Annotated in this window: 15 protein-coding genes; 1 reads left to right on the top strand and 14 read right to left on the bottom strand. The window is 42.4% G+C overall.

Annotated features, from left to right (window positions below; genetic code table 11):
- Positions 1-89: 89 nt before the first annotated feature.
- The 14 genes from HMPREF9625_RS07555 to HMPREF9625_RS07490 form a co-directional block, all read right to left on the bottom strand.
- Positions 90-1,469 (bottom strand): type 1 periplasmic-binding domain-containing protein, encoded by a 1,380-nt coding sequence (locus tag HMPREF9625_RS07555; RefSeq protein ID WP_242822692.1) that lies wholly within the window; start codon positions 1,467-1,469, stop codon positions 90-92.
- Complete coding sequence (locus HMPREF9625_RS07550; protein ID WP_009534105.1) at positions 1,370-2,857, bottom strand: D-alanyl-D-alanine carboxypeptidase family protein; 1,488 nt, start codon at positions 2,855-2,857, stop codon at positions 1,370-1,372. Before HMPREF9625_RS07550 ends, HMPREF9625_RS07555 begins: the two co-directional genes overlap by 100 nt.
- A 51-nt stretch (positions 2,858-2,908) precedes the next feature.
- Positions 2,909-3,685 (bottom strand): hypothetical protein, encoded by a 777-nt coding sequence (locus tag HMPREF9625_RS07545; protein WP_009538262.1) that lies wholly within the window; start codon positions 3,683-3,685, stop codon positions 2,909-2,911.
- A 66-nt stretch (positions 3,686-3,751) separates the two neighbouring features.
- On the bottom strand, positions 3,752-4,072 hold the full coding sequence (locus tag HMPREF9625_RS07540) for a hypothetical protein (RefSeq protein ID WP_009534101.1): 321 nt from the start codon (positions 4,070-4,072) through the stop codon (positions 3,752-3,754).
- Between the two features lie 28 nt (positions 4,073-4,100).
- Positions 4,101-4,580 (bottom strand): VanZ family protein, encoded by a 480-nt coding sequence (locus HMPREF9625_RS07535; RefSeq protein WP_009534100.1) that lies wholly within the window; start codon positions 4,578-4,580, stop codon positions 4,101-4,103.
- Positions 4,581-4,592: 12 nt separating this feature from the next.
- On the bottom strand, positions 4,593-4,742 hold the full coding sequence (locus HMPREF9625_RS11375; protein ID WP_009534099.1) for a hypothetical protein: 150 nt from the start codon (positions 4,740-4,742) through the stop codon (positions 4,593-4,595).
- Entirely contained in the window at positions 4,726-5,454 is a 729-nt protein-coding gene (locus HMPREF9625_RS07525) for a GNAT family N-acetyltransferase (RefSeq protein ID WP_009534098.1), read from the bottom strand. Before HMPREF9625_RS07525 ends, HMPREF9625_RS11375 begins: the two co-directional genes overlap by 17 nt.
- Positions 5,455-5,593: 139 nt before the next feature.
- Positions 5,594-8,047 carry a glycogen/starch/alpha-glucan phosphorylase gene (locus tag HMPREF9625_RS07520; RefSeq protein WP_009534097.1) on the bottom strand — a complete coding sequence of 818 codons (2,454 nt, stop codon included), beginning with the start codon at positions 8,045-8,047 and terminating at the stop codon, positions 5,594-5,596.
- 169 nt (positions 8,048-8,216) lie between these two features.
- On the bottom strand, positions 8,217-11,465 hold the full coding sequence (gene ileS, locus HMPREF9625_RS07515; protein WP_009534096.1) for an isoleucine--tRNA ligase: 3,249 nt from the start codon (positions 11,463-11,465) through the stop codon (positions 8,217-8,219).
- A gap of 149 nt (positions 11,466-11,614) precedes the next feature.
- A complete protein-coding gene (locus tag HMPREF9625_RS07510) occupies positions 11,615-13,057 on the bottom strand; it encodes a nicotinate phosphoribosyltransferase (RefSeq protein ID WP_009534095.1) in 1,443 nt (480 codons plus the stop codon).
- 182 nt (positions 13,058-13,239) lie between these two features.
- On the bottom strand, positions 13,240-14,643 hold the full coding sequence (locus HMPREF9625_RS07505) for an MATE family efflux transporter (protein WP_009534094.1): 1,404 nt from the start codon (positions 14,641-14,643) through the stop codon (positions 13,240-13,242).
- 153 nt (positions 14,644-14,796) lie between these two features.
- Positions 14,797-15,294, bottom strand: a complete 498-nt coding sequence (locus HMPREF9625_RS07500) for a PTS sugar transporter subunit IIB (RefSeq protein WP_009534093.1) — start codon at positions 15,292-15,294, stop codon at positions 14,797-14,799.
- 101 nt (positions 15,295-15,395) lie between these two features.
- Positions 15,396-16,334 carry a LysR family transcriptional regulator gene (locus tag HMPREF9625_RS07495; RefSeq protein WP_009534092.1) on the bottom strand — a complete coding sequence of 313 codons (939 nt, stop codon included), beginning with the start codon at positions 16,332-16,334 and terminating at the stop codon, positions 15,396-15,398.
- The gene (locus HMPREF9625_RS07490; protein WP_009534091.1) at positions 16,331-17,143 is read right to left on the bottom strand and encodes a hypothetical protein; all 813 of its coding nucleotides are present in this window, start codon (positions 17,141-17,143) and stop codon (positions 16,331-16,333) included. Before HMPREF9625_RS07490 ends, HMPREF9625_RS07495 begins: the two co-directional genes overlap by 4 nt.
- Positions 17,144-17,430: 287 nt before the next feature.
- On the opposite strand from HMPREF9625_RS07490, the gene nagB reads away from it, so the two are divergent.
- Positions 17,431-18,168: a glucosamine-6-phosphate deaminase gene (gene nagB / locus HMPREF9625_RS07485; RefSeq protein WP_009534090.1), complete on the top strand. Its 738-nt coding sequence runs from the start codon at positions 17,431-17,433 to the stop codon at positions 18,166-18,168.
- Positions 18,169-18,204: the final 36 nt, after the last annotated feature.

Genomic DNA, 18,204 nt, shown 5'->3' with positions numbered 1-18,204 from the left:
CTAGAAGTAGATTTTCACTAGATTTGCAAACGATTTCGGATTCCAAAGTGACGCCTGTAAAAGTAAATCTACTTATAGAAATCCAAGCTTTAAGATAGTTCTACTCGCTTATTGTCTATAATCTCATAGAATACAGCCTTTCCTTTCAGAGCGTAGTCTCCGGCTTTTAACTCATATGTTCCGTCTATTCCCTGATACTGTAAATCGGAAAGCTTTTCCATCAGACTTTTTCCTTTGTTTTTTAAGGCTATCTGGAGGATTGCTATGGCATCCTTTTCTCTTCCGACTTGCTCATCTTCCACAATCGATAAAACAGAATCTGCACTGCTTGTTGCTTCCGACTCTTCCTCCACTTGTGTCGAGCTTATGCTTTCCTGTTCGGGAGAAGATGTTTCCATCTCACTTATTTCACTATCTGAAACTGTTTCATTCTTTGTATTCTTTCCATACAAAAGACAATTGGTCTTCCGTTCCGTATCTCCCGGAAAATCAGCCCTATCCCAGTCATTCCCAAGTAAAGCGGTAAAATTATGTTCTTCTGCCAGAATAGTATTTGCTTCTTCATTGTAATATTCCAAAAAAAGAATATCGATTCCTGCCGTTTCCAGCTCACTCAACTTTGCCCTAAAATCATCTTCGGAAGTATAGCTATAAACTGTCACAACTCCTCCCAACTCCTGAAAGGCTTCCGTTATTTCCTTTGATAAGAGATCCGCCTTCCCTTCAGGCAGCAAAATTCCCATGGAACGAAATGCCTCGTTGTAGGCAAAGAAGGAGAGATCCACCGCTTGATCCTCCGCCGACCTGCTTAAACAAAAACTGTGCTCCCGCAAAGAATCTTTGGGAACAAATGTAGTAGCAAGGTAAGGAATCTTCTCTTCTTCACTTAACTTAGAAAGGAAGTTCACGTTTTGCTCTTCCCCTCCAAGAATCAAGTCCGTTTTCAGGCTTAGAATCTCGCTTTTTATTTTTTCCTCTCCTATTTCCGGATTTAAGAAATGCAGTTCTATCCCGCCCTCTTCTTTTGCATAGCTTTCAAGCTTTGTCTTCTCTTCTTCGGACAATTGCTTTACGAGGGTAAGCTGTACACTTTCTGCTGTAGTATTCTCATTCTGTTTCAGAATACGATTTGGAGAAGCGGCTTTGAAACGAATTAGGCACAATAAAGAGAGTAGAAGAATGGCTATTCCTCCACAGGCAATATAGAGCTTTTTCCGAAATTCTTTTTTTCTCTTTTCCAGTCGTTTTGTAGAACGATCCTTTCTTTCCTTACGAAGCCTCTCCCTTTCCTTCATAAGTTCCGCATCATCATCGGATAGTTCCGTTTTTTCAAAGTTGTTTTGGATTTTTTTCTGTGCGGCTTCTTTTTTTAATGTTTCTTTCTCTTCTTTCGTTCTTCCATGAGCTTTCGGAATTCTTCCTCCGAAATCTTCATCTCTTCCAATCTCTTCTTTCTCCGTTCCTTCCACTTCTTTCTCCTTTTTCGTTCATCCACGATATTCTTTGCACCGTAGAGAGCTCCCCCTCCAAAAAGAAAGGCCAGAATTGCAATAATCACAGTAACTCCACTAATCGTCACTGCAAAAAAAGCAGCTTTTGTTTTAGGACTCGCCTCTTCGAACATCACACGAATATTTTGTTCCTTATATAGACTCGCCTTACCAACCATTCTTCCGTCTAGAAGAAATACCAGTTCGGGTAAAGCATTTTCCTTTAGACGACGTATAGAGCTGCCGCTACTTACGGAAGCATCCGCTCCCGTAGTTGGACTTTCTTCATTGGCAGTCATATCATCCGCAGACGTATCTTCCGTTTCTTCCGTCTTAGGCAATAAAAATTGAAATTCAAGCCCCTCCTGACTTGCCTCCTTCGGTAAAGAAAGAAGTACCTTTCCGGAAAAATGCAACTTATCCTCGACCGTAATATAGCCCTGCTTCACTGCTTCCAGACGGATTCTTTCCAGATAATTAGCGGAATCTTCCAATTCCTGCTGTTCTGTTTCCAAAAATCCCAAATCCAAAAGCGCTTTTGTGTCTATATAATGATAAGGTGTTTTATCCCCTAACACAACCGTAACCAGTCTTCTGTCGCCCTCTTTTGCAAGAGTAAGGAGAGTATTTCCGCTATTCTTCGTAAATCCTGTTTTCCCTGCTACGACACGCTTATCATAAAAACGGGAATCAGGAAGCATCATCTTATGCTCCATATAAATGGTATTTCCCTCGGGAAGTCTCTGGAGTCCGTTTAAAGTATGGCGAAGATTCTTTTCTATATCCAAAAACTTTTCATTGTGAAAGGCGGCTACTGCGATAAGAGCCATATCCTTTGCCGTAGTGTAATGATTTTCCGAAAAAAGTCCGGAGGGATTATCAAAATGACTTCCTGTGCATCCCAGCTCCTTTGCTTTATCATTCATCATTTCCGCAAAGGCTTCTCTTGAGCCTGCCACATGTTCTGCCAGAGCATTTGCAGACTCATTTGCAGACTTTAGCAGTAAAGCATGCAAGCAATCATTGACCGTTAGTACATCTCCTGCCTCAATCTGCGCATTGGATGAACCTGCGTCCACATTGTAGACAGCATCATGAGAAAAAGTTACTTTCTCATCTAGATTACAATGATCCAGTACCACAAGTGCCGTTAGCACTTTGGTAATACTCGCAGGGTATCCCTTCTCTTCCCCATTTTTAGAAAAGAGGATTGCTCCTGTATCGGCATCCATCAGAACAGCCGATTCTCCGGTAAGTTCTACACTTCCCCATGTAGCTGCATAAACTTTTATGCTGTCAGAAAGTGGAAGCAAGAAAAATAGAAGGAAGCAAAGGATGCTATATACTATTCTTCCCTTATTACGCAAACTTTCCTCCTAGTCTAAACAAATACATAATAAACATCTCGTTTTATTACTCTATAGTTCTTTCAAAAAAATCTTTAAAATTTTTTTCTGATGCTCATGAAAGGACAACGCATGTGGAGAAGACTTCCACGTCACTTCTCCCGTCTCTCTTTCTTTTTCCGACTCACCCAAGCCTTCCGACACCGGAGAATGATTTCCAAAAAGACAGTGCTTTTTACTGTCCAGACGTCTCCACTCCCGTTCTATATGAGAAAGTAAGCGATTCCCCAAAATGAGCGCAATATCGTTTCGATGTGCATCTTCGTACTCCTCCGAGAAATAAGAAGAAGCCGGGCTTCCTAAAAAGAAAAGGGGGAAAAGCAAATTATGCCTTCCGGGAATATCGCTTTCTTTGCAGGATACTCCTTGAATATAGTCCTTCCATTCCTCCAAGAACTCTCCGGTATAATCATAAAAATGAGCGTAGAGAATATCTTTTAGGCACTTCCTGTCCGGTGCGGAACTGTTTTTAAACTGTAAATACAGCTCGATAAAAAGCTCCAACACCCGACAGATTGCTCTTTCTTCCTGCTCATATACTAGTCCAAGGGAAGTATACAGTAGAACAGAAAGAATATCTCCCAGCTCATCCTTTTCCAACGCTTCCTTTGGAAATAAATATTTATCACAGAACTCCATACATTCCTGAAGAAGCGAAGGCATTTCTCTTTTATTTCCGCAAAAAAACTTACTTAAGGACGCAAAAAAAATGCCGTAAGAGCTGTTTTGATCCACTTCATCCGGAATCGCTTTGATTCGTTCTAATGAAAGCTGTAATCTCTCTCCCATATGCTCCTCATTATAGCAAAATCACATTAAACAAGCCTTACGAAAAAAAGTTTTTTTTCGTAAGAATCAGCCTCTGATTCCCAAAAATAAGAAAAACAGCCAACAGAACAGAAGAAGGATATCCAATCCTATCGCAAGATATATCGGTCGTTTTTCTAAAAATTTTCCCCTCTCCAAAGGAATAGCAAAGCGAAGTGAAAAGGCGGAAAAATGAACAGAAAGGAGCGCAATCGCAGCAATCACCATACCTGCCTCTCCATGTCTGTAAAAAGAATAGGAAATACAGAATAAAAAAAGAAGGAGAGCCAATCCGGAAAGGATACAAGCTCCCACAGTACCTCTTGCCAATTTCTTTCTGATATAGGAATATCTCTTTTCTTTCTCCAATGTCTTTCTCCCGATTGTGAAGTCCGGACTACAGTTCTCTTTTCTGCCTTCTCTTCTTCCTTTTTCTTTGCACCAAACGGAAGCAACAATACCCGAGCAAGGTTCCCGTTGTGTTCAAGATAACGTCATCTATATCACAGCTGCCCGCTCTTAAAAGCAGTTGAACCAGCTCTACCCCAAAAGATAAGAGATATCCTGCCATAACCGTATTATACCAATACTTCCTGCAACGTCCGGAGAAGGATGGAAGCAAAAAGCCCAAAGGCGCAAAACCGATGATATTTCCAAAAAGATTCAAAAACGAGCTGAGCAAACCAATCTGCTTCCAGTGAAAAATATAACGTTTGATTTCTCGAAACGGATAGAGATTATAGCTCATGTGCTCCCTGTTTAAGAGACCTCTTCCATTCAACTCGGAAAAGAACAGCAAATAAAAAAGGAGAAGAATATAGAGCGCAAAAAACAACACAGCTGCCCATCTGTTCCTGGTCATTTCCCTTGCACGCATACTCTCTTCTTCCTAAAATGTCAAATCTTCTTTTCTTCTAAGGAGAATTGCTCCTTCAATAATAGACAAAATACCGGTAACAAGTCCGATTGTGATAAGCACCACACCCATAGCAATAGAAGCTCCACCTGCATTTCTCATAACCTTATATATCTTTTCCATCTCTTCTCCTCTTTCTTTCCACGCTGTAATAAGATAGACAATCCTGCACAGCAAAGCCCATTTTTGTATAAAGCTTCATAGCCGGCATATTCCGGGAATCAACCTGTAAAATGACCTTCTCGTACTGCCCGTACTCTCCCTGTTCCAGGCAATCTCTAAGTATTTCTTCTCCCTTTCCCTGTCCTCTGAACCTATTCTCTACCATAAGCCCGTAAAGGTAAAGTGTTTTTTCATTGTAAGCAGAAAAAAATACCTCTCCAAAAGGATAACTCTTTCTCTCTCCCGGAAAAACAACAGGATGCTCCAGCGTTTTTTCCAGAAAATATTCAGAATAGAGGTAAGGAAAATGAAGAAAGGACTCTTCTTTGGTCTTCCTAATAAAACGAATTCTCTTCTCCCGAAAGTCATCGTAAAGACTTTCGCTAAGCATGGTAAAAAGTCCTTGCCCTCGCATAAAGGGATGTATAAACACAGTACAAAGCAGAATATCCTTCCCCTCCTCCTGTTCCCCAAGCTTATATCCCATGAGGATTGCAAGATAGTCTTCCTTTAAGCCGCTTTCCTTCTTCTCTTCATTCCGAATACTATAGAAAAAGTCATAATCCAGCGCTGTATCATAGTTTGTTTTATCTTCTTGATTACAGAGGAGAATCAGGTCTTTAAATCCCCTTTCCTCCTCTTCGTTTAAATCCAGTTGCAGCTGAACATCCATACCTTCTCCATTGTGAAACGAGCTACTTTCTCATTTTGCATATAAGACTGTAGGCAAAGTCATATTTCCGCTTTCAAAAAACTGCCCCTTTTCTTTTGTAAAAGAAAACAACTTCGGATTGCAAACTTATATTTCCACCTTACATTTCAATCTTATCCAGATGCCAAATATCCTTAACATACTCTTCAATCGTTCTGTCCGAAGAGAACTTTCCGGCATGTGCGGTGTTTAGGATGGCGGCTCTTGCCCACCATTCTCTATCTTGGAAATGCTTTACCGCCTCTTCTTGCGCCTGCATATACGCGCGAAGATCCTTTAAGATGAAATAACGATCTGCCACGTCAGACTCCTTGGTATTCAGTAAGGAATCGTAAAGAGGGCGGAAAAGCTCCGGATCCTCCGGACTGTAGAAGCCGTTCACAAGCTGCATAAGTACTCTTCTGATTTCCTGGTCATTGTTGAAAATGTCCATGGGCTTATAGCTTCTGTTGTGCTCCAGCTCTATTACTTCATCACTGCTCATTCCGAAGATAAAGGCATTTTCCACGCCGACTTCTTTGACAATCTCCACATTCGCCCCATCCATCGTACCGATGGTTAAAGCACCGTTTAACATCAGCTTCATGTTGGAAGTACCGGAAGCCTCTTTCGAGGCGGTGGAAATCTGCTCGGAGAAGTCCGCTGCCGGGATGATAACCTCTGCGGAAGAAACCTTGTAATCCTCAATAAATACGACCTTAATCTTGTCCTTAATCGAAGCATCGTTATTGATGACCTCGGCTACACTATTGATCAACTTAATCGTAAGCTTCGCCGTCTTATATCCTGCTGCCGCCTTTGCTCCGAAGATAAAGGTATGCGGATAGAACTCTCTCTCCGGGTGATCCTTGATCTGGTTGTAAAGGTACATCACATGCAGGATATTCATAAGCTGTCTCTTATACTCGTGGAGACGCTTTACCATTACATCAAAGACAGAGTCTACATTCACCTTAATGCCGTTATGCTCAAAGATATAACGAGCAAGCCTTTCCTTGTTATGGCGCTTAATCGCCATAAACTCCGACTGCGCCTTTTTATCCTCTGCATAGACTGCGAGTTTCTCAATTTGAGATAAGTCGGTAATCCACCGGTCTCCGATTTTCTCCGTTACCCACTCGGCAAGCTCCGGATTCGCATGAAGCAGCCATCTTCTCTGGGTAATACCGTTGGTCTTATTGGAGAACTTCTCCGGGTACATTTCATAAAAATCCTTCAATTCCTGCTTTTTCAGAATTTCCGTATGAAGGGCTGCAACACCGTTTACCGCATGGCTCCCGATAATCGCAAGATGCGCCATCTTAACCTGTCCATCGTAGATGATTGCCATCTTGGCAATCTTTGCTTCGGCGTTTCCTTCATACTTCTTTCGTACATCTTCACAGAAACGACGATTAATCTCTTCCACAATCTGATAGATTCGGGGAAGAAGCTTGGAGAACAGCTCAATCGGCCACTTCTCTAAAGCCTCCGCCATAATGGTATGGTTCGTGTAAGCACAGGTATTTACAGTAATCTCCCATGCCTCATCCCAAGTCAGATGATAATCGTCCATCAAAACACGCATAAGCTCTGCAACCGCCACAGTGGGATGGGTGTCATTTAACTGGAAAGCAAGCTTATCCGCAAGATGCTTGACATCACCGTCGTGCTTTTTCACATAGGAATCCACCGCAGTCTGGACGGACGCGGAAATAAAGAAATACTGCTGACGAAGTCTTAATTCCTTACCCGCATAGTGGTTGTCGTTCGGATAAAGCACTTCTACGATATTTCTTGCCATATTGGCGGATTCCACCGCCTTCTGATAATTTCCCTTATCAAACTCATCGAGGCTAAAGGTTTCCTTTGCCTTGGCATCCCATACGCGAAGAGTGTCTACAATATGATTGTCATAGCCGACTACCGGTGTATCATAAGGTATAGCTTCTACAGACTGATAGCCCTTATGTACGAAGCGAAGTCTTCCGTCCGCCTCCTGTACGGTTTCTACCCATCCGCCAAAGCGCACTTCCTTGGCAAGCTCCGCTCTACGGATTTCAAAGGGATTTCCGTCCTTTAACCAGTCATCGGCAACTTCCTTCTGGTATCCGTCTACGATTTGCTGTTTAAAAAAACCGTACTTATAACGGATACCGCAGCCACACGCCCAATATCCGAGAGTTGCAAGACTATCTAAGAAGCAGGCAGCCAGTCTTCCAAGGCCTCCATTTCCAAGAGCCCAGTCCGGCTCCGCATCTTCCAATGCGGAAAGATTCAATCCAAGCTCCTCAATGACCTCCTTTATTTCTTCGTGAGCGGAAAGATTTAAGATATTATTTCCAAGAGCTCTTCCCATCAAAAACTCCATCGAAAGATAGTAAACTCTTTTTCGATCTTCCTCTTCCGCACGCTTTGTGGTAAGAATCCAGTCATCAATAATCTGATTCTGTATTGCTGCAGCTACAGCATGAAAAGCTTCTTTCTCATTTAGTTCTGTAAGTTCTCGTCTGAAAAGCTTTCTGGCATTGTTTTCTATTTCCTTTTTCAACATGGCTTTATCAAACTTTTGCATTGCGCCTCCTTAAACTCCCTCTACCATTTTTTATAGCTGTTTTTATATGCCTTCCTCGGTCCCCAACTTTTTTCTGTTATGTTTTTCTTTTTTCTAAGACCCATCAACAAAACAGCTTCTTCTTTATAAAGCGACAAAATGTCTCTTTAAATTATATTAAAAAAGCGTTTTAGCATTTTTCCACGGAAAGACTTAAAGTTTCTCCGTTAATATCCCAGTCCTTTACATAGCCCTTTAATTCCTCAAAGGAAAGCGCATCAGCAAGAACAGTCTTGCAAAGCTCCTTCTCAAACTTCTGCATAAGAGCAATCAGCTTTTCATTGCCCTTCGCAGAAAGATGAATACGGTCCATAACCTCGAAACCGGCTTCCTTTCTCATGGTCTGTACCTTGGAAATAATTTCTCTTAAGAAGCCCTCTTCCTTCAGTTCATCACTAAGGTTTGTATCCAATACCACGGTATGCTTTCCGTCCTCTTCCGTGATAAAACCGTCCTTCTTCGTGGACTCAATCAATAAATCCTCTCTGGAAAGTTCTATCGCAGTACCGTCCTTTGCTGTAAAGCGGATAGCCCCTTCTTCGAGAGCCTTGACTCCCGCCTTGCTGTCCAGCTCTGAAAGATAAGTACGAATTTCCTGTAAATGCTTACCGTACTTCGGTCCTACCGTCTTTAACTGCGGCTTAAAGATATAAGCAGTAAAGTCGGATAAGTCTTCCTTAAATGCAATGGACTTTAAGTTAAGCTCTTCCCTAACAATACTCTCATACTGTTTTTCCAGCGCCTTTCCACCGGAAATATACATTACGGAAAGCGGCTGACGGTTCTTTACCTGTGCCTTTTCTCTCGCTGCTCTTCCAAGCTTTACAAGAGCCAGCACTTCGTCCATATTTTCCTCCAAATCCTGAATGATGTAAGCAGGATTCGAAACAGGGTATTTACAAAGGTGTACCGACTTTGGAGCAGATGCATCCACGGAGCAAACAAGGTTACGATAGATGGACTCCGTAATAAAGGGCACTAGCGGTGCCGCAAGCTTTGTGAAAGTCACCAGTGTTTCATAAAGCGTCATATAGGCATTGACCTTATCTTCTTCCATGCCCTTTGCCCAGAAACGCTCTCTGGAACGTCTTACATACCAGTTGGACAGCTCATCACAGAACTCCTCAAGAGCATTGGCCGCCTCAGGAATCTTAAACTGCGCTAAATTATTGTCTACCGTAGCAATCAAAGTATTCAACTTACTGAGCAGCCACTTATCCATCGGAGACAGACTCTCGTAATTTAAGCTGTATTTTGTCGGATCAAAATCATCAATATTGGCATATAAAACGAAGAAAGCATAGCTGTTCCAAAGAGTGGAAAGGAACTTTCTCTGTCCCTCCACTACCGCTCCGTCATGGAAACGGTTCGGAAGCCAGGGCGCGGAGTTCGTATAGAAGAACCAGCGAATCGCATCGGCACCGTGCTTCTGTAAAGCCTCCATCGGGTCTACGGCATTGCCCTTTGATTTACTCATCTTCTGCCCGTTTTCGTCCTGCACATGGCCGAGAACAAGAACATTTTCAAAAGGAGCCTTATGGAACAGTAAGGTAGACTCCGCAAGTAGGGAATAGAACCAACCTCTGGTCTGGTCTACCGCTTCACAGATAAACTGCGCCGGGAATTGAGACTCAAAGAGCTCCTTGTTTTCAAAAGGATAATGGTGCTGCGCATAAGGCATGGCACCGCTGTCAAACCAGCAGTCAATTACTTCCGGTACTCTCTTCATCCTCTTTCCGCAGTGCGGGCAAGGAATCGTAAGCATATCCACATAGGGCTTATGGAGCTCAATATGCTCATAGCCGACATAGTCGGAAGAATAGCCCTTATCGCCCTCCGCCTTTAACTTGTTTAAAACGTCCTGATAATTTTCTGCTCTTTCCTGTAATTCGGAAATGGAACCGACTGCATCCTGGTGTCCGCAACCCTCGCACTCCCAGATATTTAACGGAGTTCCCCAATAACGGTCACGGGAAAGGCTCCAGTCCTGCACGTTCTCAATCCAGTCACCGAATCGTCCCTTTCCGATAGACTCCGGAATCCAGTTGATTGTGTTGTTATTGGCAACCAGTTCATCCTTTACGGCAGACATCTTGATGAACCAGCTCTCTCTTGCGTAGTAAATAAGCGGTGTTCCGCAGCGCCAGCAATGCGGGTAGCTGTGCGTCATCTTCGGTGCATCAAAAAGCAGGCCTCTCTTATCAAGGTCCTTTAAAACCTCGGGATCGGCACTGATTGCTCCCTCTTCCACTTCCTTCTCCGTCGGCTTACAACGCATACCGAAGAAAGGCGTTTCCTCCGTGAGTTTTCCTTCACTGTCTACGAACTTCACGAGAGCCAAATCATTCTCTCTTCCGATACGACCGTCGTCTTCACCGAATGCAGGTGCAATATGCACGATACCGGTACCGTCTTCCGCACTGACATAGTGGTCGGAAACCACAATGCAAGCCTTCTTGTGCTGCTTCTCCGCTTCTTTCTCTGCACCGGCGTAAAGAGGCTCATAGCTAAGTCCTACAAGGTCTTTCCCCTTACAGGTTTCCAAAACGGAGTAGGCTTCTTCGCCCTCTTTCGAAAGGCCGGAAAGTACAGCGTCAAGACGTGCTACGGCAAGGATATAGAGATTCCCGTCCGAAGCCTTGACCTTCGCATAGTCCAGGTCCGGATGCACACAAAGTGCCACATTGGAGGGAAGTGTCCAAGGCGTAGTTGTCCAAGCCAGGAAATAGCCCTCTTCACCCTTTATTTTAAAACGCACCACAGCGGAGCGCTCTGTAAGCTCCTTATAGCCCTGCGCTACCTCATGGGAGGAAAGCGGGGTTCCGCAACGGGGACAGTAGGGCACAACCTTAAAGCCCTTATATAAGAGCTTTCTCTTCCAAATCTCCTTTAAGGCCCACCACTCCGACTCTATAAAGTCGTCGTGATAAGTCACATAAGGATCTTCCATATTTGCCCAGAATCCTACCTTGTAGGAGAAGTCCTCCCACATTCCCTTGTACTTCCAAACATTTTTCTTACATAAATCAATGAAAGGAGCGACACCGTAGGCCTCAATCTGCTCTTTCCCGTTGATGCCGATTTCCTTCTCGATTTCCAGCTCTACCGGAAGTCCGTGGGTATCCCAACCGGCTTTTCTCGGAACCATATTTCCCTTCATGGCATGGTAACGGGGAATCATGTCCTTAAATGCTCTGGTCTCCACGTGACCGATATGCGGTTTTCCGTTTGCAGTAGGAGGACCGTCATAGAAGACATAGGACTGATCGCCCTTATGCTCCTCGATGGATTTTTCGAAAATATCTTCCCTTTTCCAAAACTCCTCGACTTCTTTCTCCCTTTCCACAAAGTTCATATTGGTATCTACTTTTTTAAACATGATTCACTCCTTCGTTAAGCATTATCCGTCCTATTATAATAATTTAGAACATATAAAGCAAGAAATCCTAAGATGCATTACGCAGCAATAAGAGAAAGTTAAAACACTTTCTCTTATTCTTCTAAGCTCTATGCATATTTAAATAGCGTCTATCTATACTCATTTAAAAGCTTAATCTTCATATCGTATAGCTTATCCGATAAATCCACATGCACATTATGCGGATTCTTCAGACGCTTACACTCATCCCAGAGTCTGTTCAGCTCCTCTTTGGCATGTTTTGTAATTTCTTCCACACTCGGGCAACTGTATACAAGCTTTCCTCCCTCGAAAATAGGCTTGAGCAGAGGCTCCATCGTATAGCTTCCGCCTTCCAGGGTGCTCTTCTTCCAGGTTTCCACCGGATCAAACAAAGTTAAATCCTCATCAGTGGAAAACTTCTCCTCCGCGAGGCAAATATAATCCGCAAAAACCTTTCCGCTATCTTTCTGCACAATACGATAAATCTGCTTGTCTCCCGGGTTGGTAATCTTCTCGGAATTCTCGGAAAGCTTAATCTTCGGAATCCACTCTCCATGCTCACCCATAATCGCCGCAAGCTTATACACACCGCCAAAGCTGGGCTGGTTTTCGGAAGTAATGAGCTTCGTTCCGACACCCCATGCATTGATGGTCGCACCTTGCAGTTTCAAAGAGCTGATTAAGTCTTCATCGAGATCATTGGACGCAGAGATAATCGCATCCGTATAGCCTGCATCATCCAGCATTTTTTTTGCCTTCTTGGAAAGATAAGCCAAGTCCCCCGAATCCATACGGATTCCATAACGCTTTAACTTAATCCCTTCCGCCTTTAAAGTATCAAAACAGCGAATGGCATTTTTCACTCCGCTCTTTAAGGTATCATAAGTGTCTACCAAAAGAATACAGCTTTCCGGATAAAGCCTTCCGTAAGTGATAAAGGCCTCCAGCTCTGTCGGAAAAGACATAATCCAGGAGTGCGCATGAGTCCCCATCACAGGTACTCCGAATTTCTTTCCGGAAAATACATTGGACGTCCCTATACAGCCGGCAATAATGGCAGCTCTCGCCCCGTAAATTCCGGCATCAGGCCCCTGTGCTCTCCGAAGTCCGAACTCCATGACCGTATCTCCATTTGCCGCATGGACTACACGGCTTGCCTTCGTTGCAATAAGAGACTGGTGATTGATAATATTCAGTAAAGCACTCTCGATAAGCTGCGCCTCTATAACCGGCGCAATGACCTTGACGAGAGGCTCCCTCGGAAATACCACGGTTCCCTCCGTAATGGCATATACATCTCCCGTAAAGTGAAAACCGCGGAGATAGTCAATGAAATCCTCATCAAAAATTTTCAAGCTTCTGAGATAATCAATGTCCTCTTCATTGAAGTTTAAATTTCGGATATACTCCACCACCTGTTCCAGTCCACAGCAAATAGAAAAGCCGTTTCCACAGGGGTTTTGCCGATAAAACATATCAAAAATCACTCTTTCCTGTGCTTTTCCGCTTTTAAAATATCCCTGCATCATCGTCAGTTCATAAAAGTCTGTTAGTAAAGTTAAATTTCTCATGCTACTCCTTTTCTTCTGGATACGATTTCGTATTCTTGTGTATTAGATGTTGTTTATAAAATGTTGTTTGTTCAATGCTATTTGTTCAATGCTGTTTGTTCAATGCTATTTGTTCAATATTATTTATTCAATATTATTTATTCAATTTTATTTATTCAATGTTGTTTATTCAATTTTATTTTTTATTTTAATCCTATCTCTCCTATCCTACTGTTTTCCACAGGATGCAAAACTTCATTGCCATCGGGAAATTGACTTCTAATCTTTTTATACATTATCCCCAAGCATAGAACGCTCAGTGTCCAGCTTACCGGATAACTGATATAAAGCTGCTTCAGTCCGTGAAAGGCAGGAATCGGGAAAAGTACAAAAACATAAAAAACTCTGGTGAGGCAGATTCCGATTAAACTGATAATCATTGGCTGAAAACTATATCCAAATCCACGTAAGCCTCCCACAAAAATATCCATTAGTCCAAAGAGACAATAGGGTACCACAATGATAAACAGCCTTTCTCTTGCAAAACGCACAACTTCTTCCGAATCCGTAAAAAGGAAAGCAAGATTTTTGGAGAACAGGAAAACCAAGATATTGCTGATTACCGCAATCATAGCCAAGGCCAAAATGCAGTTCTTCAGTATCTCATTAATTCTTTTATACTGCTTTGCACCCAAATTTTGACTGGTAAAGGAAAGCATAGCCTGAGAAATCGAGTTCATGGCGATGTAAACAAATCCTTCAATATTTCCGGAAATGGTCGCTCCCGCCATGGCTGTGGATCCAAAGGAATTTAACGCCGATTGAATCACCAAATTGGAAATGGAAAAGAGTATCCCCTGTACTCCTGCAGGAATACCAATCTGAAAAATCCGGTACAACTTCTTCGGATAAATCTTTAATTTACTCAATCTTAACTTTAGAGCTCCCTCTTCTTTTAAAAGTAAAACAAAAAGCACTACAGCAGAAAAGCTCTCGGAAATGCTGGTTGCAATCGCGACTCCCTTTACCCCAAGCCCCAATTGAATCACAAAAAGTAGATTTAAAATAACATTGATAACACCGGCTACAATCTGGGTATAAAGCGGTCTTTTTGTATCTCCCACAGCCCGAAAAACAGCCGCCAAAAAATCATAGAGAATGAGAAAAGGAACTCCCCAAAAATAGTAGCGGAGATAAGTCTCCGCGTCCAAAAAAACATCGTCCGGAATCTTTATCATGACGAGTAAGGGACGAATGACAATATTTCCCAAAAGCAAAACAAAAATACCGGATAGAATTGCGGCTGAAAACGCAGTAGACAGAACCTCTTCCGTATCCTTCCGCTTTCCCGCTCCGATGCTTTGGGCAATACAAACATTTACCCCAAGAGCCAATCCCAAAAACAGGTTCACCAAAAGATAAACAATTGTCCCTGTAGATCCCACCGCAGCCATTGCCTTAGGACCGACAAAACGTCCCACCACAACTACATCAGCAGCATTAAAAAGCAGCTGAAGCATTCCGGTAAACATAAGAGGCAGGCTAAAGCTTAAGATTTTAGGAAAAATAACGCCACGCGTCATATCAATTTCATAGCTTTTTTTCATTCCGCCTCCTATTCTTTCTGGATTTTCAGTCCTTCGAAAAAGCCGAGCAGAATACTGCTCGTTTTATGCAGGACATCTACTTATTGAATGCCTTTATTGAATGCCTTTATTGAATGCCTGTATTGAATCTCCACCTGAATCTGTTTTTTCTTACTACAAGTTTAAATTCTGCAATGCCTCACAAAGCCCTCCTGCCTCGTCTCCGACAAGAAGATGTACTTCATCCTTACTGGGGCGAACAATACCGGGAAAACCCGCCATACGTAAAATATTTTCCTGTACTAACGCATACTCCACAATTTTTACCTTGAGCTTTTTTGCATCGAAACGGACAGACTTTATATTGTCTTTTCCTCCAAGTCCCTCTATAAGAAGGGAAACAAGGCTCGATAAATCTTTTTTTTCCATACTGATATGATACTTATCCTTTTCCTCAATATGGTATTCCAAAGCCTTCTTTTGTTTTACCTTCTTGATTCTTCCTCTTATAAAAAGAAGGAAAAGCAAGACAAGGATAAAAAGAGCAAGCAGCACAATTTCCTCTCTACCACCGCTAAGCTCCGAAAGCTTTTCAAGTATTCGATCTATAAAAGGAATATTCGTCTGCAAACGTAAAAAAAAGATTGTCAGTATAATATTATCCAATACCATAGTACTCCTATCTTTAAAGAAGAATCATTCCATCTTCGACCGTCTTATGCAATTTCGTCCCAATCGGAATGATTTATAAAAGGATACAGCCTTTTCACAATCTAGATTCGATCCGAACTGCTAATCGGTCCGGGCTCCTGCATCTCGTATTTCTTCAGTTCCTCTACATATTTCTTTCCAAGCTCCGAAAGACGCATTTTTTTGTGTTTAATATAGCCTATACGCATCATTTCCTTCGTATCCAGAGGAATCGCAATATACTCCGGACCGTTTAACTCCTGACAGATGATACCGGAGCAAAGTGTATAACCATTTAAGCCGACCATGAGATTTAAAATCGTGGCACGATCGTTTACTTTGATGAATTTCCTGTATGAATAAGTGCTGAGAACCTCCTCTGCAAAATAGAAGGAATTTCGTTCTCCTTGATCAAAGGTACAGCAGGGATAGTCCATAAGGTCTTCCATTTTGATTATTTCTTTCTTTGCCAAAGGGTTCGACTTTGCCATAAATACATAAATATTACAGGAGAAAAGAGGGATGAATTCCAGATCCCCCTCTCGCAAAATCTTTCCAATCACATTTTCATTGAAATCATTTTCATAGATAATGCCCAGCTCGCTGACCTGCTTTCGCACATTCTCTATAACATCTATGGTCCTTCCTTCAAAAATGGAAAACTCATAGAGATTGTCTTCTTCGTATTGCCGAATCAGGTGAATAAAGGCCTCTACCGCAAAGGTATAATGCTGCATGGAGACACCGAATTTCTTCTTATACGGTGTTCCTGTAAGATATTTATCCTCCATAAGCTGATACTGCTCGGATACCTGCCTTGCATAGCCTAAAAATTCCTCTCCCTCCGCTGTCGCAATAATCCCTCTGTTGGAACGATTAAAGATTTCGATTCCGGTCTCATTTTCCACTGTTTTTATGGTTGCGCTTAAACTCGGTTGTGTAATAAAAAGACGCTTTGCGGCCTCATTAATAGAACCGGAATCAGCCACCATGATAATCTGCCTAAGTTGTTGTAAGGTCATCGTTTATCCCCCGCAACATAGGTTATAAAGCCTGCAGGATCAATAAATACCTGCTTTCCGGAGATACTTCGAATCTGCATCAAATCCATTGCCCGAATATAGTCCGTTGTCGTTCCGTTGTAATACTCCAGCACAGCATAATTATGAAATCCGGCATCTCCTTCATAAAGAAGGGCAGAGGTTTTCGGATCATAGAGACTCATTTTTTTAAATATAATGAACGGGTAATTATTCCCTTTTTCCAAAGTCAGTTGACTCGGGCTATCGAAAATAGCTCGTGCATCCGGATGCTCCATAAGCACCTTAATATAACGAGCCGTTTTCTCGTTCAATTCCTGAACCGGCTTTCCCTTAAAGAGATAGGATCCGTTTGCAGAAAGCTTCCAACCGTCCGGAGACTCCCTGTCTGTAAGAACAGCTCCGTCCTCTCCTACATAAAAGTTTCCAACCCACTGCTTTTCCGCCATACCGCCGTCTGCATTGAGGAAGTACCACTTTCCCTTCCATGACATCCAGCCGGTCTGCATCTTTCCTTCTTTGATAAAATACCAGCGCGCAGACTCCGGGCTCTGTACCCAACCGGTAAAGCTATGCTCTTCCTCTGTCGGATAATAATACCAGACATTGTCTTTGTTCTCCCATCTCCCTTCCGCTTCTACCGAAAAGGAAAGAGCAAGAAGATTCATACAAATAAAAAAGAACAGGATGAGGGCTCCGAAGATTTTGTATCCCCTCATTTTCAAGTTCCGCAACTTTCTCATTTCTAAAATATAATTCGGTTTCATTTCCCTCTTTTCTTTGTAAAACACTTTACTAACCTCCTATACAATTTCGTCCACTAGTATAGCATAAAATCTTCTTTTTACCATCTTTCGACTTCTTGTACTTTTTCTTGCTTTTTGCTACTATATACGAGATATTTAGGAATAATGAACACACAAAAGATATATAATAAATCCGAATATACAAGCGCATATAAACTATTCAAAAACTATTAGTTGAACGGCATACGAGAAACTTTTGTTCTAAATGAGATTCCGCCCGCTACTCGAGCGATACTCGTCAAGCATAAAATGTCTTATTAGGAGGAAATGACATGATTCAGATTGAAAAAGTAAAGGATTACTCCGCTTTAAGTAAAAAAGCAGCTATGTTTATTGCAGCAGAAATTGTGCAAAGAAAGCTTCCTGTACTGGGACTGGCAACCGGTTCCACCCCCATCGGAACCTATAAAGTATTAAGAGAACTTTATCAGGAAGGGAGACTGGACTTCTCTTCTGTTCGTTCCGTAAATCTCGACGAGTATAGAGGGCTCTCTCCGGAGGACTCCCACAGCTATCGCTATTTTATGAATGAGGAACTGTTTAACCATGTAAATATCAAAATATCCAACACCCATGTACCGGACGGTACCCTTAAAGAGGCTAAAGAGGCTTGTGAAAGCTATGAGGAATTGATTCAAAGCTTGGGTGGAATCCATTTACAGATTCTCGGCTTGGGGCATGACGGACATATCGGATTCAACGAGCCGAGCAATCACTTCCCCGCAAAGACGCACTGTGTAAAATTAACGGAAGAAACCATCAATGCGAACCAACGTTTCTTTGCAAAAAAAGAAGACGTACCGACAGAAGCTTACACCATGGGAATCGGCACCATCATGCATGCAGAAAAAATTCTTCTTTTGGTTTCCGGAAAAGATAAGGCTTCTATTCTGCAAAAGGTTCTGGAAGGCCCGGTTACGCCGGATGTTCCCGCATCCATCCTACAGTTCCATCCGAATGTCATTTTGATTGCGGATGAAGAAGCTCTGTCTCTTTGTAAAACTGTCTGATTGAAGCCACAAAAAAGACTCCTGAAAACAGGAGTC

The organism is Oribacterium parvum ACB1, assembly GCF_000238055.2.
GTDB lineage: Bacteria > Bacillota > Clostridia > Lachnospirales > Lachnospiraceae > Oribacterium > Oribacterium parvum.
This window is presented reverse-complemented; position numbering and strand designations above follow the sequence as displayed.